The sequence below is a fragment of the Leifsonia sp. Y878 genome (assembly GCF_057669685.1).
Map to the genome: position 1 here is coordinate 50,124 of NZ_JBYHFS010000006.1, position 20,420 is coordinate 70,543.

The 20,420-nt window shown below is 65.5% G+C and carries 18 protein-coding genes and 2 tRNA genes; 4 read left to right on the forward strand and 16 right to left on the reverse strand.

What is annotated here, in order from left to right; translation table 11 throughout:
* The 4 genes from AC25Y4_RS16485 to gabT form a co-directional block, all read right to left on the reverse strand.
* Nucleotides 1–879, reverse strand: coding sequence for a universal stress protein (locus AC25Y4_RS16485; protein WP_488121528.1), 879 nt, complete (start codon nt 877–879; stop codon nt 1–3).
* A gap of 107 nt (nt 880–986) precedes the next feature.
* Nucleotides 987–2,342 (reverse strand): flavin monoamine oxidase family protein, encoded by a 1,356-nt coding sequence (locus tag AC25Y4_RS16490; protein ID WP_488121529.1) that lies wholly within the window; start codon nt 2,340–2,342, stop codon nt 987–989.
* Nucleotides 2,343–2,391: 49 nt separating this feature from the next.
* Complete coding sequence (locus AC25Y4_RS16495; RefSeq protein ID WP_488121530.1) at nt 2,392–3,855, reverse strand: NAD-dependent succinate-semialdehyde dehydrogenase; 1,464 nt, start codon at nt 3,853–3,855, stop codon at nt 2,392–2,394.
* Nucleotides 3,856–3,966: 111 nt separating this feature from the next.
* A complete protein-coding gene (gene gabT, locus AC25Y4_RS16500) occupies nt 3,967–5,340 on the reverse strand; it encodes a 4-aminobutyrate--2-oxoglutarate transaminase (protein WP_488121531.1) in 1,374 nt (457 codons plus the stop codon).
* Nucleotides 5,341–5,481: 141 nt separating this feature from the next.
* On the opposite strand from gabT, the gene AC25Y4_RS16505 reads away from it, so the two are divergent.
* Nucleotides 5,482–7,032, forward strand: a complete 1,551-nt coding sequence (locus AC25Y4_RS16505) for a PucR family transcriptional regulator (protein WP_488121532.1) — start codon at nt 5,482–5,484, stop codon at nt 7,030–7,032.
* Between the two features lie 383 nt (nt 7,033–7,415).
* The gene (locus AC25Y4_RS16510) at nt 7,416–7,598 is read left to right on the forward strand and encodes a hypothetical protein (protein ID WP_488121533.1); all 183 of its coding nucleotides are present in this window, start codon (nt 7,416–7,418) and stop codon (nt 7,596–7,598) included.
* On the opposite strand, the gene AC25Y4_RS16515 is transcribed toward AC25Y4_RS16510, so the two are convergent.
* Nucleotides 7,576–7,725, reverse strand: coding sequence for a hypothetical protein (locus AC25Y4_RS16515; RefSeq protein ID WP_488121534.1), 150 nt, complete (start codon nt 7,723–7,725; stop codon nt 7,576–7,578). The two genes, AC25Y4_RS16510 and AC25Y4_RS16515, sit on opposite strands and share 23 nt — an antisense overlap.
* Before the next feature lie 213 nt (nt 7,726–7,938).
* Between AC25Y4_RS16515 and AC25Y4_RS16520 the strand changes: the two genes are divergently transcribed.
* A complete protein-coding gene (locus AC25Y4_RS16520; protein WP_488121535.1) occupies nt 7,939–9,567 on the forward strand; it encodes a carboxylesterase/lipase family protein in 1,629 nt (542 codons plus the stop codon).
* 59 nt (nt 9,568–9,626) lie between these two features.
* Here the strand turns inward: AC25Y4_RS16520 and AC25Y4_RS16525 are convergent.
* The 10 genes from AC25Y4_RS16525 to serS all read right to left on the reverse strand — a co-directional run bounded on the left by AC25Y4_RS16525 (nt 9,627) and on the right by serS (nt 19,049).
* Nucleotides 9,627–9,717: transfer RNA gene (locus tag AC25Y4_RS16525), tRNA-Ser, on the reverse strand.
* Between the two features lie 85 nt (nt 9,718–9,802).
* A complete protein-coding gene (locus tag AC25Y4_RS16530) occupies nt 9,803–11,098 on the reverse strand; it encodes an LCP family protein (RefSeq protein WP_488121536.1) in 1,296 nt (431 codons plus the stop codon).
* A 40-nt stretch (nt 11,099–11,138) separates the two neighbouring features.
* Nucleotides 11,139–11,223: transfer RNA gene (locus tag AC25Y4_RS16535), tRNA-Ser, on the reverse strand.
* Between the two features lie 134 nt (nt 11,224–11,357).
* On the reverse strand, nt 11,358–12,710 hold the full coding sequence (locus AC25Y4_RS16540; RefSeq protein WP_488121537.1) for an LCP family protein: 1,353 nt from the start codon (nt 12,708–12,710) through the stop codon (nt 11,358–11,360).
* On the reverse strand, nt 12,703–13,803 hold the full coding sequence (locus AC25Y4_RS16545; RefSeq protein ID WP_488121538.1) for an ABC transporter ATP-binding protein: 1,101 nt from the start codon (nt 13,801–13,803) through the stop codon (nt 12,703–12,705). The genes AC25Y4_RS16540 and AC25Y4_RS16545 overlap by 8 nt, the downstream gene beginning before the upstream one ends.
* Nucleotides 13,800–14,678, reverse strand: coding sequence for an ABC transporter permease (locus AC25Y4_RS16550; protein WP_488121539.1), 879 nt, complete (start codon nt 14,676–14,678; stop codon nt 13,800–13,802). The genes AC25Y4_RS16545 and AC25Y4_RS16550 overlap by 4 nt, the downstream gene beginning before the upstream one ends.
* A complete protein-coding gene (locus AC25Y4_RS16555) occupies nt 14,675–15,646 on the reverse strand; it encodes an ABC transporter permease (protein ID WP_488121540.1) in 972 nt (323 codons plus the stop codon). The genes AC25Y4_RS16550 and AC25Y4_RS16555 overlap by 4 nt, the downstream gene beginning before the upstream one ends.
* Nucleotides 15,639–16,766, reverse strand: coding sequence for an ABC transporter substrate-binding protein (locus tag AC25Y4_RS16560; protein WP_488121541.1), 1,128 nt, complete (start codon nt 16,764–16,766; stop codon nt 15,639–15,641). Before AC25Y4_RS16560 ends, AC25Y4_RS16555 begins: the two co-directional genes overlap by 8 nt.
* 154 nt (nt 16,767–16,920) lie before the next feature.
* Nucleotides 16,921–17,787: an HAD family hydrolase gene (locus AC25Y4_RS16565; protein WP_488121542.1), complete on the reverse strand. Its 867-nt coding sequence runs from the start codon at nt 17,785–17,787 to the stop codon at nt 16,921–16,923.
* Nucleotides 17,784–19,049 (reverse strand): serine--tRNA ligase, encoded by a 1,266-nt coding sequence (gene serS / locus AC25Y4_RS16570; RefSeq protein ID WP_488121543.1) that lies wholly within the window; start codon nt 19,047–19,049, stop codon nt 17,784–17,786. Before serS ends, AC25Y4_RS16565 begins: the two co-directional genes overlap by 4 nt.
* A 49-nt stretch (nt 19,050–19,098) precedes the next feature.
* Here serS and AC25Y4_RS16575 point away from each other — a divergent pair, with 49 nt between their 5' ends.
* Complete coding sequence (locus tag AC25Y4_RS16575; protein ID WP_488121544.1) at nt 19,099–20,094, forward strand: diacylglycerol/lipid kinase family protein; 996 nt, start codon at nt 19,099–19,101, stop codon at nt 20,092–20,094.
* Between the two features lie 13 nt (nt 20,095–20,107).
* Here the strand turns inward: AC25Y4_RS16575 and AC25Y4_RS16580 are convergent, their stop codons facing one another.
* Complete coding sequence (locus AC25Y4_RS16580) at nt 20,108–20,419, reverse strand: hypothetical protein (RefSeq protein ID WP_488121545.1); 312 nt, start codon at nt 20,417–20,419, stop codon at nt 20,108–20,110.
* Between the last annotated feature and the right edge of the window lies 1 nt (nt 20,420).

Consider the following 20,420-nt stretch of genomic DNA (forward strand, 5'->3'; position numbering starts at 1 on the left):
TTAGCTCTCTACGGTGAGGGTGGATGCCCGCGGCACAACGATCATGGGAACGGGAAGCGAGCGCAGCATTTTTGCCGCGGTGGAACCGATGAAAATCCGGCGCGGCTGTGCGAGGCGACTGGACCCGACGAGCACCACTTCATCGGGGTCCCAGCGGAGGGAAGAGATTGCCTCTTCGATGCTGTCACCGAAGACGACCCCGGCTTTGACGCTCACACCGGGCGGCAGGTGCTCTGTGGCGTAGTCGAGCACGTCCTGCGCATGCAACGCGCTCTGCGTCGACGCCTTGGTGTCGTCTGGGCGCCCAGGCAGGTCGATGGCGACCAGCGACACCAGACGCAGCGGAACTCCGGCACCGCCGGAGAGCTGAATGGCCCCGGCCAGCAGGGCATCAGCGCCCGACCTCGTACCGAGCATGCAGGTGACCCTGCTGAGGTCGACGCTGGTGGGGGCATCCGCTGAACCCTGTGGCGCCAGCGCAACGGGAACCGCGGAACTGTGCAGAAGGTCGTTTGCCACGCTACCGAGGGTGAAACGGCCGAGGATGCCGTCGTGAGCCGCGCCGATCACGATCAGTTCGGCGTCCAACGTTCTGGCGGCATCCATGAGGCCACCAGAGAAAGAATCCGCCCGTACAAGGTGGGTCTCTGCGTTGACACCGGCAGGAACACGCGCCAGAGCGTCGGCCAGCCACGCTTCGGACTGGTCTCGAAGGTACCGTTCATAGCCGGGGTCACTCGGCACGCGCGTCGATCGATGCTCGCGGTGCAGCACCAGCACGATGTCGAGGGCCGCACCCCTGCTGCGCGCCAAGCGGATGCCAAGGGCCAGTGCGTCAGCCCCTGCAGGGGTGGCTGTGTAGCCGACGATGTATCGCATGCATCCTCCTTGATGCGCCCCCTGCTCGGCGTGACAGGGGGCTGGTGTGTTGCTCAGCCGATGGTGCGGAACGCGCCCGGAAGCGTACCCCGCAGGTGAAGTGAAGGCTACCGCGCGGCCGCAATAATCGCCGCGGCGGTTTCACGCCCCACCCGGATTGCGCCGTCGACGTGCTGGTACCCCTTGCCGGCCATGTCGCTGCACGAGAACGAGATCGGGCCGACGTTCGCGCGCAGGTCTGAGCCATATCGGGCCAGGCCTCCCATGTCGAAACTGGCCGCATAGGCGCCGCGGGTCCACTCTTCTGAACCCCAGTCGCTCTCGTAGTAGACGACAGGGGTCAGAGCCTGCTCGCCGTAGTAGTGCGACAGGGAGGTGAGGATGCGCTGCTTGCGCTCGTCGGCGGAGAGCCGGAACACGGCGTCAGCTTCTTCGTCTGCGACGAAGCCCACCAGCGTCCCCCTCGGATCGTCGTGGTTGGTGTTGTCGTAGGCCTCGTGCACGAGCTCGTACGGGCTGAACGCGGTGCCCGACAGGCCGTCTTCCCGCCAGAACGGGGTCTCATAGACGGCGTGCACCTTGATGACGAGGCCCATGGAGAGGTGCTGGTGCAGCTGCTGCTGGCGCCTGGGCAGTGGCGGCTCGTAGCTGATCCGCGAGATCAGGATCGGCGGCACCGCAATGATGGCGAAGCGCGCGTTCACCTCGAGCTCGTCGGTGATGGCCGTGACACTGTTGTCACTCCACCGGAGCGTGCGAACGGCCTGGCCGAGGTGCACATCGTCGCCGAGCTTCTCGGCAAGCAACAGCGGAACCTGCTGCAGCCCGCCGATCACGCGCTCATCGAGGATGAAGTCGGCATCCACCAGGTTGGAGAAGCTGCCGGCGCTGGCGGCCATCAGCAAGGCCTGCAGCGCTGAGAAGGCGTGCGCCGGCTTGGTGAGCATGGCCCCTGCGATGAACATGCCGATGTTGTCGCGCGCCTCCTGGTCATCCGTCTGTGTTTCCAGCCAGCGGCTGAATGACACCTCATCCAGTTCCTTCGCACGCGGGTGCGCCCACGGACGATCCGGGTCGATCTCGGCCACCAGCGCGTCGAGCTTCTCGATCAGCGACACGATCTCGTGCTCGGTCTTCGGCGGCACGGGGAAGATCTCTCCCTCAAACCGACGGAGCTCCCCCGCCGCGCCGATGTAGACGTTCTCGCCTTCGCGGTATCGCGGGTACGTCTGCAATCCGAGCTCGACCAGGGTTTCCTTCAACGCGTCCTGGTCTGGTGAGACCCACTGGCCGCCGATCTCCAACATTGCGCCGTCGATGTCGTCGGTCCACAGACGTCCGCCGACCCTGTCCCTCGCCTCAAGCACCGCAACGCTCAGCCCGGCCTTCGTCAGTTCGGCGGCGGCGGTGAGGCCGGATGCGCCTGCGCCGATGATGACGACGTCGCGGTTGATCTGGTTCATGGTGAAGCTCCTGCGTGCGGGGTTGGGGCGAAGGGTTGGGCTGGTTGGCTCAGGACACCGGAATGAGCGTGTACTTCGTGGACAGGTACTCGTTGATGCCTTCAAGGCCGCCCTCGCGGCCGAGTCCGGACTGCTTCACACCACCGAAGGGAGCAGCGGCGTTCGAGACGAGCCCGGTGTTCAAGCCCATCATGCCGGTGTCGATACGGTCGATCATCCGCTGGCCGCGTGCCAGGTCTGAGGTGTAGACGTAGGCGACCAGGCCGAACTCGGTGGAGTTGGCCAGGCGCACTGCCTCGTCTTCGTCGCTGAAGGTCGTGATGCCGAGCAACGGGCCAAAGATCTCCTCGCTCAGCAGACGGCTGCCGAGCGGGACGTTGGTGACCACGGTCGGGGCGTAGAACGAGCCGGGGCCCTCCGGGCGTGATCCGCCGATGAGGAGCGTGGCGCCGCGGTCGACGGCATCCTGCACCATGGCATCCGTTGTGTCGACGGCTGCATCGTTGACGAGCGGCCCGATGGTGACGCCTTCTTCTGTACCCCGGCCGATCGTGAGGCCCGCGACGCGTTCGGCGACACGACGGGAGAACTCCGGTGCCACGGACTCGTGCACGAAGAAGCGGTTGGCTGCAGTGCAGGCCTGACCGATGTTGCGGAACTTGGCGAGCATGGCTCCGTCGACTGCCTTGTCGAGGTCTGCGTCGTCGAAGACGACGAACGGCGCGTTTCCGCCGAGCTCCATGCTGGTGCGGAGCACTCCGGTCGCCGACTGGGCGATGAGGCGCTGCCCGACAGCGGTTGATCCGGTGAAGCTGAGCTTGCGGAGGCGCGGGTCGGCGATGATCGGCGCCGACACGGTGGACGACTGGGAGGTGGTGATCACGTTGACGACGCCGGCCGGGAGGCCGACTTCTTCCAGCAACCTCACGAAGTACAGCGTGGTGAGCGGGGTCAGTTCGGCCGGCTTCACGACGACGGTGCATCCGGCGGCGAGTGCGGGCGCAATCTTCCGCGTGGCCATGGCCAGCGGGAAGTTCCAGGGCGTGATCAGGAAGCACGGCCCGACGGGGCGCTGAGACACCACCATGTGGCCTGTGCCTTCAGGCGTGAGCCCGTAGCGGCCACTGATGCGCACGGCTTCCTCGCTGAACCAGCGCAGGAATTCGCCGCCGTACGCGACCTCGCCCAGCGCTTCACCGAGGGGCTTGCCCATCTCGAGCGTCATCAGCAGTGCGAACTCGTCCTTGCGTTCCTGCAGCAGGTCGAAAGCGCGGCGGAGCAGCTCACCCCGCTGGCGTGGCGGAGTCTTGGCCCACCCGTCCTGCGCGGCGACAGCAGCGTCGAGGGCAGCCGCACCGTCTTCGACACCGGCGTCGGCGATGCGGGTCAGTTCGAGGCCTGTTGCCGGGTCGAACACCGGCAGGGTCTTCCGCGATGCGGCCTGGCGCCACTCACCGTTGATGAACAGACCGGTCGGCACTTTCGCCAGCAGCGCGGTTTCTTTGTCTGACACTGGAGTTCTCCTTTGCTCACCGGCGGGGCGGTGAATCCATACTCAACGATACGCGGGCACCCGCGCGCCGAGGCTTGGCATCGATGCTTGGTTCAGGGTGATGGGCAGGCGTCAGGCCGCGGCGAGCGCCGCAGCGATCACACTGAGCCCCTCGATCAGGAGCTCGTCGGAGATCGACAGGGGCGGCAGGAACCTGATGACGTTGCCGTAGGTGCCGCAGGTGAGCACGACGACGCCCTGTGCGTGAGCCATGCTCGCGACACGGTTGGTGAGTGCGGCATCCGGTTCGCCCGTTGCCGGGTCGACAAGTTCGATGGCGATGAGCGCGCCTCTGCCGCGGACGTCGCCGATGCGGGGGTCATTCACACGCAGTGCGTTCAGGCGTCCGGTGAGGAGCGTGCCGATGTCAGCAGCGCGCTGCACCAGGCCGTCTTCCTCGTAGCTCTGAATCGTGGCCAGTGCCGCAACACAGGCCAGGGGGTTTCCGCCATACGTCCCGCCGAGCCCGCCGGCGTGTGACGAATCCATGATCTCGGCGCGACCGGTGACGGCCGACAGTGGCAGCCCTCCGGCGATGCCCTTCGCCGTGACGATCAGGTCGGGAACAATGCCCTCGTGGTCGCAGGCGAACATGGCTCCGGTGCGGGCGAACCCTGTCTGCACCTCGTCGGCGATGAAGACAACGTCGTTTGCACGCGCCCAGGCGAGAAGAGTGCCCAGGTAATCTTCGGCGGGAACGATGAATCCGCCCTCTCCCTGGATGGGTTCGATGAGAAGCGCTGCGAGGTTCTTGGCGCCGACCTGCTTCTCGATCATGCTGATGGCGGCCTTGGCGGCTGTCACGCCGTCCTGACCACCGTCGCGGTACGGGTACGACAGCGGCGCGCGGTAGATCTCTGGGGCAAACGGGCCGAAGCCATCCTTGTACGGCATGTTCTTCGCCGTGAGCGCCATGGTGAGGTTGGTGCGGCCGTGGTACGCGTGGTCGAACGCAACGACTGCCTGCTTGCCGGTGTAGTGCCTGGCGATCTTCACGGCGTTCTCCACGGCTTCAGCACCCGAGTTGAACAGCGCACTGCGCTTCTCGTGATCGCCGGGCGTGAGCCGGTTGAGGGCTTCAGCGACCTCAACGTATGAATCGTAGGGAGCCACGGTGAAGCAGGTGTGCGTGAACTGGGCCAGCTGGGCACTGACCGCGGCAACGACGCGCGGGTTGCTGTTGCCGACACCGGTCACCGCGATGCCGGAACCGAGATCGATCAACGAATTGCCATCGGCGTCGACAATGACGCCACCGCCGGCTGCGACGACGAACACCGGAATGGTGGTGCCGACGCCCGCAGAGACGGCCGCCGACTTGCGCGCCAGCCACTCCGTCGACTTCGGCCCGGGAATCGATGTGACCAGCCGACGTTCCTGGGGCAGCGACGGTCCTCCAAGCGGGATGGGGTTCGAGGCGCTGACAACGGTGTCGAGGAGGGTCATTGGACTCCAATTCAGTGAGCGGATGCTTCAGCGTAAAGAGCGCCGCCACCTGCCGGTATCGCCCGACCGTATAGTAGGGACCAGCGTTTTCGCCGTGACGGCCATCCGCTTGCCAGCCCCGCCACCCGCTCGAGGAGTCCAATGCCGCCGCCCCTCCGCCGCCTGCTCAGCCAGGCCGACCTGCAGCTGCGTCTGCTGACCCCGGAATCCGACCTTCCGGGTGACGCCCTCCAGCGCCAGGTGCAGTGGGTACACGCCTCAGATCTGCTCGACCCAACGCCGTTCATCTCTGAGGGCCAGGTGTTGCTGACGACGGGTACCCAGTTCGATGCGGATGCCGCGATGAGCGGTGCCGCTTCGGAGGTCGGCTTCTATGACGACTATGTGGCGCGACTCGTCACCCTCGGCATCGTGGGCCTCGGCTTCGGCACCGAAGTGATCAGGGACGGCACGCCAGACCCGTTGGTCGCGGCCTGCCTGGCCTATGGACTGCCGCTGTTCGAGGTGCCGTATCGCACACCATTCATCGCCATCGCCCGGCTGGCGGCCGAGCTGGTCGCCGAGGAAAGCTATGCCAGACACACCTGGGCCGTGCGTGCGCAGCGCGCGATCTCACTCGCCGCGCTGCGCCCCGACGGGCTGCGAGCCACCCTCGGCGAACTCTCGAACCAGCTCGACCACTGGGTCGCCCTGTTCGACGCCGCTGGGAACCTTGACCGCGTGTTTCCGGCCGATGCTCTCACCGGCGATGCGTTCGGCATCGTGCAGGCCGAAGCGGTGAAGCTGCTCCGTCGCGGACAGCGCGCAAGTAGTTCCGTGGTCACGAGCGGCGAAACCCTCACCCTGCAGACCCTGGGCGGAAGCAATAAATTGCGCGGCGTGCTCGCCCTCGGCGGTGCCGTCGAGCTTGACCACGCCAGTCAGGAACTCGTGACCTCCGTCATTGCACTGGCCGGGCTTGCCCTTGAACAGAACCACGCCTTCGACCGCGCACGCGGCCATCTGCGCACCGGGCTGCTCAATGCGCTCCTCGGCGGCAGTATCGAGCTGGTGTCGTCCATCGCGGCTGAGATGTGGGGCGGTCTCCCTCCCGCCCCTGTACGAATCGTGCTGGCCGCTGTTCCCCACGACAAGATCAGCTCGGTGACAGAGTTGCTGGAGCTTCGCATCGAGGCTCAGCCTGGATCCGTCTTCTACGGGGTGCGCGGAGACCATGTCGTGCTGTGCCTGTCAGAGGAGTCACTCGATGTGGCCGACGAGCTCTGCCAGGCCTTCGACCTGCATGCCGGGGTGTCAGATCCGACCGGCTACGAGTCGCTGCAGCACGCACTCGTACAGGCGGAGCGAAGCCTCGAGCGCGCCAAGGAGGGCGGTCCTGGCGTTGCCCAGTTCGATGCAATCTCCCGTCAGGGGGTGCTTGCGTTCCTCGCACGAACGGATGCCAGGGAGATAGGCAGAGCGACACTTGCCCCGCTCATCGACAACGACGCGGCATCCGGATCCAACCTGCTGGAAACAGTGCGGGTCTGGCTGGAACACAACGGCCAGCTCGACGCGGCGGCCCAGGTGCTTGGCATCCATCGGCACACCGTTCGAGCCCGCATCAAACAGGCTGAGCGTCTCCTCGGCCGGGACATGACGACATTCCACGCCCGTGCCGACATCTGGGCCGCCATCCTCTCCGTCACCTAGCCGGGCGGATAATTCTGTACGCCGCTCGGCGGCGAGCGTAGGATGAGCCGCGTGAGTCAGCATACGGAAGTCACAGAGACGTATTCGGCACCGACCGCGGTCGCTGCACAGCCACATCACGCCTGGCTGCCGCTGCCGGAAGAGCCCATCGTTCGCAGCCTGGCTGGTGAGTTGCCACGGCCAGTAGGGGCAGGCATAGCAACGCTCGTCGTGCTGGTGTCCGCTGTGCTGTTCCTCTGGTGTTTGGTGGAGACCTGGCGATACAACCCCAACGTTCCGCTCCCGCTGTTCCAGGTGACCGTCGCCGGCGCGATCGTCTCCGGAATCGCCCTCTACGCCAGAACCACGTTCAGCTACGTCATTTCCCTCATTGGGGCCGTGGCATGGATCTGGGTGTCGATCTCACCGCTGGAACCCGCCTGGATGTGCGTGCTGCAAGGACTGACCTTCGCCCTGATGATCTGGGGCATGGACATCGCCATCACGGCGGTGCGCTACAACAAGAGGCCTCGCTTCTAGCGCCAGGCACCTACCGCCAGGCACCTACTTTGACCAGCGCCGCCTGATGGCGCGCAGGCCGAGCAGCGATCCCCCGAGCAGAAACAGCACGCCAGCGGCGACAAAAGCGCCAACGGGCAGATCCTGACCGGTGGCTGACAGCGTTGCCGCACTGGCGACGACATCTGCATACATGAGTTATCCCATCGACGAGCCTTCGGGAGCGCATTAAGGGAAACGCCGGCGTCGCGCCGGTCTCGTGATGATAAGACTGCTTTCGCGGACAGACAATGCCCCAGCGCGCAATTGGAACCGCGATCCAGCCGCTTCCCTGCTGCCTCGCCGGTTGAAACAACGCTCAGCTTTGCGCTCTAGTCGTCCTCAGCGGCCGGTGCTTGACTGGTCAAGATGAACGCCAATGGCATCAGCCAGGGTACGGCGGTCTCGGTGAACTCACCGGCCCGGCGCAGTCTGGACGTGCGGGTGACCGGCGGTCTCGTGCGCGGCGTGCGCGAGGGGTCCATCTTCGCCTGGCGCGGAATCCCATACGCCGCCTCTCCTGAGGGGGAGTTACGTTTTCGTGCGCCGCAGCCGGTCACACCCTGGTCGGGAGTGCGCGATGCATCGCGATACGGCCATGTCGCTCCGCAGGTGTATCGGGGACAGTTCAAGGGCACATCGCCCAAGGTGCCGGCCAGTGAGGATTGCCTGAGCGTGAACGTGCTGGCCGCTGCCGTCCCCGGCCGGCGTCGGCTGGGAAAGCCCGTGATGGTGTTCATCCATGGCGGCGCCTACAGCGTCGGGTCATCCCAGGATTTCTCCGGACAGGGCACCGGTCTCGTGTCGAGTGGGCGCGTCATCTACGTGAGCTTCAACTATCGACTGGGGGCGCTCGGATACCTGGACTTCAGCCGCTACTCAACACCGGAGCGTCCCATCGAGAGCAACCTCGGGCTGCGGGACCAGGTTGCCGCGCTGGTGTGGGTGAGGGACAACATCCGCTCATTCGGAGGAGACCCGAACAACGTCACCCTGTTCGGGGAATCGGCGGGAGGCAACGCGGTCACCACGCTGATGACAACGCCGTCGGCCGCCGGGCTGTTTCACCGGGCCATCGCGCAGAGTCCGCCGCCGAACGCGGTCTACTCGAAGGAGCTGGCAGGGCGGTGGGCCGCAGACTTCGTCGAACTCCTCCAGACGAGCGCACCTTCGCGTGGATTGGCTCTGCCCGCGTCCGCCGGCTCCTCCACCCAGCGGGTGATCGAGCAGCCAGGCGAGATCGGGCAGGTGCTGGCGACAGCGGATGTCACTCGCCTCAATGCTGCTGCGCTTGAGCTGCAGGCACGCGTTCCCGACGATTACCCCGGCACGTTCTGCCTGGCGCCGGTCGTCGACGGCGACTTCCTGCCCGAACGGCCCATCGATGCGTTCCGGGGCGGCAGGGCACACAGGGTGCCACTCATTCTGGGTACCAACGATCGTGAGGGCTCCGCGTTCCGCGGCAGGGTTGAGATTCTTCCCTCCTCGATTTCGCGCATTGATGCATTGTTCGAGCGGGCACCTGAGTCGTCATGGGAAGATCTGCGCCTGGCGTACACCGGGCTGCCGCTCCCCCGCCCAGCGGCGGACTTCGCCGGCGATTCCGCTTTTTGGTTTCCCACCGTGAAGGTGGCCGAATACCACTCGAACTTCGCCCCCGTGCACCTCTACCGGTTCGACGTTGCACCACGCCTGATGCGCATGCTCGGCTTCGACGCCACCCACGGCATCGAGATGCTCGCCCTGTTCGACCGGTCAAACACCAGCGCTGGCCGCACGATGACGGCACTCGGCGGCCGCACGCCCTTCATGCGCGCAGGCGAGCGGATGCGACGCCACTGGCTCCACTTCGCCTGCACGGGGGCCGTCGAGTCGACCTGGCCGCGGCATTCGACGACCAACAGGTTGACCCTGATCATCGACAACATCGACCACGTCGAGTCAGACCCGCGGGGCGACCGGCGGCGAGCCTGGGAGGCGTTCCTCACGGACTTCTGAGCGGCAGGCACCAGGCAGATGGCAAAGAAAAACCCCCGCCGAGGCGAGGGTTTTGTGTGCGGAGCCGGTGGGATTTGAACCCACGGTACCCTGTAAAGGGTACTCCACCTTAGCAGGGTGGTGCACTAGGCCGAACTATGCGACAGCTCCTGAGTGCTCGCTAACGCGAACACGCCACAGTAATCATAACCGAACTCGTAGCGTCATTTCGACCACCGGCCGAACGACGCACTAATCAGCCCTGGTCGTCGAGCGTGCGGCCCACCGAGCAGGTGTACTGGCCGGCCGTCTGGCCGGTCGCGGTGTCTGGCAACACCGTTGCGCCGGTTCCCGCGGATGGGTCAACGGGTGCGGCCGGGTCGGCTGCGGCATCCGTCGTGGTGTCTGCGGCTGGAACGTCGGCGGCAGGCGCATCGGTGACGGGTGCGTTCGGGTCGACGGTCGCGCCACGACCGGTGGTGCCACCCAGCGCCACAGGCTGGTCGGCAGCGATGGCCGCGAAGAGGTCGTCGAAGTCGGGCTGCAGGGGCAGCACGCCGCCCTCTGTGCTTCCGGTCGGAACCTGGATGAAGGTCACGTCGTTGAGGTCGATGTCCTTCAGTGCGATCGCGATCGAGGCGATGCGGTCAACGTTGTTGAGAGAGTCGGAGAGCACCATGTTGCCGGTGACTGCCTTGGCCAGCGAGTAGACCTTCAGCGGATCCGACAGGGTAGAGGCGCTCTTGATCGTGCGCACGAGCGACGACATGAACACCTGCTGGTTGTTGATGCGGGTGAGGTCGCTGCCGTCACCGACACCGTGCCTGGTGCGGAGGAACTGCAGGGCGTCGACGCCAGCCAGTGTGTGCTCGCCCGGGTCGAGGAAGGTACCGGTGTACTCGTCCTCAATGCGCTCCGCCACACAGACCGGCACGCCGCCGACTGCAGTCGACATGGCGATGACGCCGCTGAACTGCACCTCGGCCGCGAAGGGAACGCTGAGGCCGGTGAGCTCCTCGACCGTCGCGACGGTGCAGGAAAGCCCGCCGTAGGTGAGGGTGGTGTTGATCTTCTGGCGACTCATGGCATCCGAGGTGTAGCCCGTTTCCGGGTCGGTGCACTCTGGAATCGGCACGAACATGTCGCGAGGGAAGCTGATGATGGACGCGTTGGAGTGGTCCTGCGAAATGTGCAGCAACATCGTCACGTCGTTGAGGTCGCCGGTGTCGTCTTCGTCACCGAATGCGGCATCCTGGCCGACACGGCTGTCACTGCCGACGAGCAACAGGTTCACACCGCCATCGATGGCGCCGATCTGCGGCACGGGGCCCTCTGTCTCATTGGCGAGGTGCACACCCGGCTGGACACTGGCGGCCACGTCGAACGCGGCGATGCCGGCAATCGAGACGGTGCTGATGAGCACGACGGCGAGAGAGGCGCCGATGATGCGCATGACGGCAGCCCAGGGATTCGACTTCTTCAGCCGGCCGTGACGGGCAATGCTGCCCAGTTTGCGTGATCTATTGGAGCGGGGGCGCAGTGTGTCGCTCACTCAGATCCTTTCACGTCATGTGCTTGCCAGGCACCTAGTGCGGAGGGCGTGGGATTCGAACCCACGAGACATTTCTGCCCACCAGTTTTCAAGACTGGCTCCATCGGCCGCTCGGACAGCCCTCCTCGTTCGGCCAGCCTACGTCACGTTCAACGCGGGTAAATCAGACGAACAATGACCGATTCTAGCCGATAGCAGAATCTCCACAGTGCCAGCGCTTCCTGAAAAGGTGCTGGGGGAAGGTTATGAGGCACCCGCACTAGTTGCCAAGCGACTGTCCAACCGTGCACGTTTCTTCGGCTGCGGTCTGCCCAGAAATGGTTGGCGGCAGCGTGACGGGCCCCTCTCCGGCGTCGAGTGTCGGGGCCTCTGCGGTGGCATCTGGCGCGGCATCCGTCGACCATGGCGCAGGCGTATCCTCCGGCGTCGCCGACTCGCTTGGCACAGTGGATGGCGTCACCTGAGTCGCCTCACCGACGGTGCCGCTGAGGGTGATCGGCCGGTCATTTTCGAGGGCATCGAACAGTGCAGCCGCATCGTCGGTGAGCGGCTCGATGCCCTTGTACGTGCCCGCAACCGGGTACTGCACGAACGTCACGTTGGCCAGGTCGATGTTCTGGAGCGTCATCGCGATCGCCACCATGGTGTCCAACGGCTGCAGGCTCGTGGAGAGCACCATATTGTCGCCGGCGGCCTTGGCCAGGCTGTAAAGCGTGAGCGGATCGCTCAACGTGCCCTCACTCTTGATCGTGCGCACCAGGGACGCCAGGAACGCCTGCTGGTTGCCGATTCTGGCCAGGTCGCTTCCGGAGACCAGCCCATGACGCGTGCGCAGGAATTGCAGAGCCTGCACGCCTTCCAGCTCATGCACGCCAGGCTCAAGGATGAGCCCGGTATACGGATCGTCGATCCGCTCTGCCACGCACACGGGCACGCCGCCGACGGCGTTCGACATCTCAATGACGCCGTTGAACTCAATCTCGGCTGCGTATGGGATGGTGATCCCGGTGAGCTGCTCGATCATCGTCACCGTGCAGGCCAGCCCGCCGTACGACAGGCTCGTGTTGAGCAGGTCGGTGAAGCCGCCGTCTGTACCGGGGGTCGTGCCGTCCGCCGACGGCGCGCACCAGGGAATCTCCACCAGCATGTCGCGGGGGAAGCTCACCACCGTTGCCGAGCTGTGGTCCTGTGATACGTGCAGCAGGATTGTCACGTCATTCAACGTTGCGCTGCGTTCGCCGTACGCCGGGTCGCCTCCCCCGCTGTCGCTTCCCACCAGCAGCAGGTTGATGGCGCCATCCTTCGGTTTGACCACGGGGCCCGCGTCATTCGGCAGCGAGACGCCCGGCTTCAGGCCGGCAGTCACGTTCCAGATCGCAATTCCGACAACGGATGTCACGCTCACCAGCACGACGACGAGCGCGACTCCCACGAATCGAAGGATCGCGAGCCGCAGCGGTTCAACCGGCAGGCGGCCATGCCTGGCCAGCGGCAACGCCTTCGGCGAAGCGACCGCAGGCGTCGTCGCCGCGGAAAGCCCTCCGGGCACGGGACCAACTGCGCCATCGCGTGGTGCGGTGACGTCGTCTCCCGTTGCTCCGGCATCAACCATTCCCCACCAAGTCTTGGCTCGACGCGGCCGCCTCATCCAGGCCAGCGGCGGCCATGGCTGCGGCCGGTTCGACGGCGACGGGCGCCCCAGACAGTTCGACGAACACCTGGTCGCCGATCATGGTGCGGTCCCTGGCGCTGTGCTGCACCGACAGGGTGGTGCCATCTGGAAGCTCGACCCTCGTGCGGCGCAGCGACCCGAGAAAGCTCGAGAGAATCACCGTGGCGCTGATGCCGCTCGTCGCCAGTCGCAGGTCTTCTGGTCGGAGGAAGACCCGCACCGGGCCGTCTGGCGTGCCAGGTATGGCGATGGGCAACGAGCGGCCGAGGACACGCACCGTTCCGGCATCCGCTATGCCATCGATGCGGTTGCTGAGCCCAACGAACTCGGCCACGAATGGTGTTGACGGTTTGCTGTAGAGCTCTTCAGGCGTGCCGATCTGCTCGATGCCGCCCGCGCGCATGACGGCCACGCGGTCGGCGACGGCCAGCGCCTCCTCCTGGTCGTGCGTCACGAAGAGCGTGGTGATGCCGAGCTCGGTCTGGATGCGACGGATCTCGTCGCGCAGCTGCAGGCGCACCTTGGCGTCGAGGGCTGACAATGGCTCATCGAGCAGCAACACCCGCGGCCGGGTGACCAGGGCCCTGGCCAGGGCCACCCGCTGCTGCTGGCCGCCGCTGAGCTCGTGGGCGAAGCGGTGGACGTAGGCGGAGAGACCGACCATGTCGAGTGCTTCAGCCGCCCGACTGGCCCGATCGGCTGCAGGCACCTTGCGCATCCGCAGCCCGAATTCAACGTTCTGCCCCGCTGTCATATGCGGAAACAGTGAGTACGACTGGAAGACCATGCCGAGGTCACGCTTATTCGTGGGTTGCCACGTGACGTCGACGCCGTCGATGGTGATGGAGCCGCTGTCGACGGATTCCAGCCCGGCCACCGAGCGCAGTGCCGTCGTCTTGCCGCAGCCTGACGGGCCGAGCAGCGCAACGAACTCCCCCGGTCGCACATCAAGGCTGAAATTGTGCAGCGCCGATTGACCGCCGAACGACTTGGCGATGTCGACGAGAACGACTCCGGCTCCGGTGGGGGTCATGGGTTGGTCCTGTTCTTTCCACGGCGTCGGAGTCCGGGTTCGCCCACTTTGCCGATGACCAGCAACAGCACGAACACGAAGATGAGGGAGAGCAACGCAAAGATGATGGCGGCGTACGGGTCGGTTTGCGAGACCGCAAGCAATGCCGTCTGCAGGTTCTGCCTGCTGAGCAGCGATGCGATGGTGAACTCGCCAAGCACAACGGCCACGGAGATGAAGGATGCCGCCAGAATGCCGCGGCGCAGGTTCGGCAGGATCACGCGCCAGAGCACCGTGAACCAGCCGGCACCGAGCGACCGCGCCGCCTCGCTGAGAGTGTTGACGTCGACGGCGCCGAGGTTGGATTGCAGCGTGCGATACGCGTACGGCAACACGGTGATCCCGTAGGCGAACGAGAGCGTCCAGACCGAACTGCCGAAAATGGATGCCACCACCGAGTAGACGGGTGCCAATCCGACGACGAGCACGATCGCCGGCACCGTGATCGGGATGATGCAGATGAACTCGAGCACGCGGCGCAACCGCGGGAAGCTGAGCTGCACGAGGATCATTGTCGGCAGCACGATGACGAGCACAATGGCGACGGTGACGACGGCCAACACCAGGGAGTTGGTGAGGCCGGTGAAGAGCGTGGCGTACTGGCTCGACAGGGCAGGGTCGAAGACGGCTGTCCAGTGCGAGACGGTGTATCCACCCGCCAGGCCAGCCCGCAGGCTGAACTCGATCATCGACAGGATCGGAATCGCGAACAGCACGCCGACCACGCCGAGAATCACCCAGCGCACGGTGCGACTCGGTGCAATCCCCCCGCTGCCGCGCGTATTGGCGGGGGTGGCGGTGACGCTGCTGCGGTTGACCGCGGCCATCTCGGTCATCGTTGCCACCTCGTGGTGCGTGATTGCAGGAACGAGTAAGCCGTCATGACGATCACCATCACGATGATCATGCCGAGGGCGAGTGCTCCTGCCATGTTCTGCCGACCGAGCAGCGTCTCACTGACCAGCGCAGCGCGAATCTGCAGCGGCACGATCTGCGATCCCTGGCTGATGAGAGCCGCGGCCGTCGCATAGGCCGAAAAGGCGTTGGCGAACAACAGCAGCAGGCTGCCGAAGAACGCCGGAGCGAGCACGGGCGCCCCGATCGTGCGCCAGTACGTGAACGTGCTGCCGCCCAGCGTGGCATTGGCCTCAGCCCACTGCGGCTTCAGCCCGTCGAGCGCCGGCATGAAGGTGATGATCATCAGCGGCACCTGGAAGTAGATGTACGGCAGGATGAGCCCCGGCAATTGGTACAGCCAGACGCCGTCTGCGTAAATATCGATCCCGACGCTGGTCTCGAGGAACACGGTGATGAGGCCCTGCACGCCGATCGTGGCGATGAAGGCGAACGCAAGCATGACGCCACCGAATTGGGCAAGCACGCTCGACGCCGACTCGATGATGAGGCGGAGCCGACTGCCGGCCCGCGTGCCGATCAGGGCATAACAGACCAGGGCACCGACAACAGCTCCAACTACCGCGGTCAGCGCAGAGACCCAGAACGAGGCAAAGAACGTGTTCAGGATGACGGGATCACCCAGGGCGGCCACATTGGCGAATGTGAGGCTGCCGTCGTCGTCGAAGAACCCGGTGGCCAGCGCCAACACCGTCGGCAACGCGAGGAAGAGCAACACGTAGAACGCGAAAGGTGCGAGCCCGAGATACGGCCCCCAGCGCACGCGGCGCCTGGCCGGCGGGGCGTCGGCCGGCGCGTCTACTCGATGCCTGGCCGCCGAGCGCGGGGGGTGATCCCCCGCGCCGACGGTCGGCGCGGCTGACGCTGCAGCGCCAGCCTGGTTAGCCAACGGCTGCGGCCCAGTTCTGGGCGAGCAAAGCGTTCGCCGCATCGGATTGTTCGGTGGTGGGGCTGACGCGGTCAGCAGGCAGCTCACCCACGGTGTCCAGCGCATCCTGGTCGACAGTGCCGGCGGCGATCAGTGCGTCGAGCGTCACCGGGTACGCGCCGGCGGCCAGGTACAGGTTCTGCACCTCTGGGCTGAAGATGAACTCCTGCCACAGTCGGGCTGCTGCGGGGTGCGGGGCATCCTTGTTGATCGCCTGGTTGTAGTAGCTCGTGTACGCGACACCGGGGAGGGTCGTGACCTTCCAGCCGTCGACGGCACTGGCGTTGGCGAGGTTGTTGTAGCTCCAGTCGAAGACGACCCCGGTTTCACCAGATGCGATGGTTGCCGGCGTCGGGTTGACCGTCAGGAAGTTGCCCGCCTTGTTCAGCTGCGAGAAGAAGTCGATGCCCGGCTGGAAGTCGTCGAGCGTTCCACCGCTTTGCACGGTGGCGAGGCCGACCGCCGCGAAGGCAGCGCCAGCCTGCGTCGGGTCACCGTTGATCGTGACGGCGCCCTTGTAGTCGGCGCTCAGCAGGTCGTCGAGCGACGTGGGTTCCGGATACTTCGCCGAGTTATAGCCGATCGACATGCTGCCGGTGTAGTCGTTGACCCACAGGCCGCTGGCTTCCTTGTTGTCGGCCGGGATCTCATCCCAGTTCTCCACCTTGTACGGGGCGAAGTACTTCGTGCTGTCGAGCGCGACAGCCGTGCCGAGGTCGAAGACGTCTGGTGCGGTGTCTTGTCCCTTGTTGTCGTCCGCTGCCTTGATCTCGTCGGCGCTTGAGCCCTCCGGGTTGGCCGAGTTCACGGTCAGGCCGTACTTCTCCTTGAACAACGCGATGATCTTGCCGTAGTTCGCCCAGTTGTCCGGCAGCGCGATGACGTTGAGGGTGCCTTCCTTCTTCGCCGCATCGACCAGCGCATCAAGCCCCCCGAAGTCCGCAGCGCTCGTGGCAGTCGCCGCATCGACGCCGGAAGCGGATGTCGTAGACGTGCCCCCAGAATCGCTCGTGCACGCCGTGAGGGTGAGGGCAAGAGCCGCGATGGCCAGAACGGCCGTCGGCTTGCGTCGTAGGAACACAATTCCTCCAAGGGACCAGCCGATGGTCGTTCGCGCCATTGCGAACTGTTGGGTGCCCGAGGCCGATCACTGCGAGTGTATCCAACGAGATGCTCGCGAGCGAGAGCCTTTGTGTCACAATGCAGCACGAATTTACAGGGTTGCAATATTCCGGCTACAGCGTGCGAAGCACCGCGGCGAGACCGTCGTCGTGCACGGACCCTGTCGTCTCGTTCGCGGCGGCGATGACCTCGGCGGGAGACGCTCCCATGGCGATGCCACGCCCTTCGACGCTCGCCCACTCGAGCATGTCGATATCGTTGCGTCCGTCGCCGACAGCCATGATTCTGCTGCGTGGAACATTGAGGGCTGAACGCACCCGTTCCATTGCCGTTGCCTTGTTGACGCCGTCTGGCGCGATATCAATCCAGGCCGTCCAGCCGATGGCGTAGCTGACCTTGTGCAGGCCCATCCGCTCGACCACGCCGAGGAAGTCCTCCATGTCGTGGTCGGGTGAGATGACGACAACACGGGTTGCCTTGTGGCGCAACAGCTCATCGAAGTCGACGTGTTCGCTGTCGAGTCCGATGGTGGCGTCGGGGAACGGCTCTGTGTACCGGTAGAAGCCCTGCTCGTCTTCGACGGCATAGCGAGCATCGGTCAGGTGGGAGCGGATGGAGGTGAGCACGTCGGTCGGGTCGAACGACTCGATCCAGGCTCGCCGGTAGCCCGCAGGGGCGTTCGGGTCTCGGTGCAGGGTGATCGCGCCGTTGGAGCACACCACGTAGCGCGGGGTGATCCCGAGGCGATCAAGCACGGGCAGCGTCGCCGACTCCGACCGCCCTGTTGCCAGCATGACCTCGTGGCCGGCATCCGCCAGTCGTGTGATCTCCGCCAGCACAGCTGGGCTGATGCCGCCGTCTTCATGCATGGTGGTGCCGTCGATGTCGAGAGCGACGAGCCACCGGGGCTCGACAGACTCTCTGTCGATCGTCGAGTCCGGCCCGATTTCGACAGGCTCTAGCGAGTCGGAAACCGTCATTTGATCGGCTCGAGGACGTCGATGCCGCCGAGGTAGGGACGCAGCGCCTCAGGGACCACGACAGAGCCGTCTTCGCGCTGGTGCGTCTCGAGAATCGCGACGATCCAGCGGGTGGTGGCCAGGGTGCCGTTGAGCGTGGCGACAGGCGACGTCTTGCCCGACTCAGTGCGGTAGCGGATGTCGAGGCGGCGCGCCTGGTACGTGGTGCAGTTACTGGTGCTGGTGAGCTCGCGGTACGCGTTCTGGGTGGGAACCCAGGCCTCGATGTCGAACTTGCGGGCCGCGCTCGAGCCGAGGTCGCCGGCGGCAACGTCGATGACACGGTAGCTGAGACCGAGGGCCTGCAGCATCTGCTCCTGCAGGGCGACCAGGCGGTCGTGCTCTGCTTCGGCGTTCTCCGGAAGAACGTAGGTGAACATCTCCAGCTTGTTGAACTGGTGAACGCGGATGATGCCGCGGGTGTCTTTTCCGCCAGATCCGGCTTCGCGGCGGTAGCAGGTCGACCAGCCGGCGTAGCGGAGCGGTTCTGCGGACAGGTCGAGGATCTCGTCCTTGTGGTACCCGGCGAGCGCGACCTCGCTGGTGCCCGTGAGGTAGAGGTCGTCGGCCGGGAGGTAGTAGATCTCGTCGGCGTGCTCGCCGAGGAAGCCGGTGCCGTCCATGATCTCAGGGCGCACGAGCGTCGGGGTGATCAGCGGGGTGAATCCGGCGTCAAGCGCATGGTCGAGTGCCATGTTCATCAGGGCGATCTCGAGGCGGGCGCCGATGCCGCGCAGGAAGTAGAAGCGCGAGCCAGACACCTTGGCGCCACGCGTCATGTCGATCGCGCCGAGCAGCTCACCGATTTCGAGGTGGTCACGCGGCTCGAAGTCGAAGGTCGGCGTCTCACCGTGCGTGCGCAGCGTGATGAAGTTGTCTTCGCCGCCGGCTGGCACGCCGTCGATGATGGGGTTCTGGATGGTGCGCACGATCGTCGTGAAGCGTTCCTCGGCCTCCGACGCCGCAGCACTGGCTGCCTTGACCTGTGCGGCCAGGGCCTGCGCCTCTGCGACGAGCGCCTTCTTCTCCTCCTTGGGAGCAGCGGCCACCTTCTTGCCGAACAGGTTCTGTTCGGCGCGCAGCGCCTCAAACGCCGAAATGGAGGCGCGACGCTCAGCGTCAGCCGCGAGCGCAGCATCCACGGCGTCGACAGACGAGCCGCGGGCCTCCTGCGAACGCTTGATGAGGTCAGGGTTTTCGCGTAACAGCACCGGATCAATCACGCCCGCCAGTCTACAAGCGCAGCATCCGCACGCTTGCTAGCCTTGGCGCGTGCCCGCCAATGGTAAGACCACCCTCCCGTACGCCGCCGTCGTCTATAACCCAATCAAGGTAGACCTGCAGAAGCTTCGCGCGAGCGTGAACGCCGCCCAGATCGGGGCGAAGTGGGCCGACACGTTGTGGTTCGCGACCACGGAGAAGGATGCCGGCCAGCAGGCGACGAGGCGTGCCGTGCGCCAGGGGGCATCCGTCGTGCTTGCCGCCGGCGGCGACGGCACGGTGCGCGCTGTCGCAGAAGCGCTCCGCGACACCGAAGTGGGACTGGCTGTCGTTCCCCTTGGCACGGGGAACCTGCTCGCCCGCAACCTGCAGCTGCCCCTGAACAACCTCGATGACGCCGTGCAGATCGCCTTCGCCGGCATCGACCGCGCCATCGACCTCGGGGTCGCGACGGTCACGACGGACACCGGCGATACCGACGATCACGTCTTCCTTGTCATGGCGGGTGTCGGCCTCGACGCCCAGATGCTCGCCGCCACCAGGACGGACCTCAAGAAACAGGTCGGCTGGCTGGCCTATGTGGATGCCGGTGTTCGGGTCATTCAAAAGTCGAAGCCGTTCCGCATCCGTTACAGCGTGGATGGCCGCCCTGACCGCTCAACCCACATCAGCACCATCCTCATCGCCAACTGCGGCCTGCTGCCTGGCAACCTGCAGCTGCTGCCTGAGGCGCTGCTTGACGACGGCATCCTCGACATCGCCGTCATTCGCCCGAAGGGCATGCTCGGCTGGCTGCAGCTCTGGCGCAAGGTGAGCTGGGAGAACGGCGTGCTGCGCCGCTCAGAGGTGGGACGCAGCATCATTCGCCTCACAGAGTCGAGCGACGAACGCCACATGCTGACGCTGCGAGGCGGCAGCATTCGGCTGGTGCCGGACGAGCCGCGTGAATTCGAGCTCGACGGTGACGAGTTCGGACTCGTGCAGTCGGTGTACTTCCGTGCCGACAGGCGCGCGCTCATCGTGCGAGTGCCGGCTCCGGTGGAGTAGCCCCGCAGGCTGCTCAGCGCACGTGTGCTCGCTGCCAGCGCACGGCGCTCACGAAGAGCAGGCCGATGATGGCAGCCAAGGCCAGGATCAGGAACTGGGAAGCCAGGCTGGCGAATCGGGTCATGATCTCGCTTACGGTCATAGCGCTGATCCCCAGCTGCCTGAAGAACGTGTACGCGTCTGACGCGTTCACCCCGCCCCAACTGTTTACGTTGGCCCACGCCCCTGCAGCCCAGAGCATCATGGCGACGATGCCGATCACCAGCAACACCACCCAGACCCGGTTCACCCGGTTGCGGGCCGGTCGGCCCTGTCTAGGCTGCATC

Coding starts and splice junctions, on each gene's coding strand:
- AC25Y4_RS16485 (WP_488121528.1), bottom strand. CDS start 879: ATGCGATACATCGTCGGCTACACAGCCACCCCTGCAGGGGCTGACGCA.
- AC25Y4_RS16490 (WP_488121529.1), bottom strand. CDS start 2,342: ATGAACCAGATCAACCGCGACGTCGTCATCATCGGCGCAGGCGCATCC.
- gabT (WP_488121531.1), bottom strand. CDS start 5,340: ATGACCCTCCTCGACACCGTTGTCAGCGCCTCGAACCCCATCCCGCTT.
- AC25Y4_RS16505 (WP_488121532.1), top strand. CDS start 5,482: ATGCCGCCGCCCCTCCGCCGCCTGCTCAGCCAGGCCGACCTGCAGCTG.
- AC25Y4_RS16510 (WP_488121533.1), top strand. CDS start 7,416: ATGGATCTGGGTGTCGATCTCACCGCTGGAACCCGCCTGGATGTGCGT.
- AC25Y4_RS16515 (WP_488121534.1), bottom strand. CDS start 7,725: ATGTATGCAGATGTCGTCGCCAGTGCGGCAACGCTGTCAGCCACCGGT.
- AC25Y4_RS16520 (WP_488121535.1), top strand. CDS start 7,939: ATGAACGCCAATGGCATCAGCCAGGGTACGGCGGTCTCGGTGAACTCA.
- AC25Y4_RS16540 (WP_488121537.1), bottom strand. CDS start 12,710: ATGGTTGATGCCGGAGCAACGGGAGACGACGTCACCGCACCACGCGAT.
- AC25Y4_RS16545 (WP_488121538.1), bottom strand. CDS start 13,803: ATGACCCCCACCGGAGCCGGAGTCGTTCTCGTCGACATCGCCAAGTCG.
- AC25Y4_RS16550 (WP_488121539.1), bottom strand. CDS start 14,678: ATGACCGAGATGGCCGCGGTCAACCGCAGCAGCGTCACCGCCACCCCC.
- AC25Y4_RS16565 (WP_488121542.1), bottom strand. CDS start 17,787: ATGACGGTTTCCGACTCGCTAGAGCCTGTCGAAATCGGGCCGGACTCG.
- AC25Y4_RS16580 (WP_488121545.1), bottom strand. CDS start 20,419: ATGCAGCCTAGACAGGGCCGACCGGCCCGCAACCGGGTGAACCGGGTC.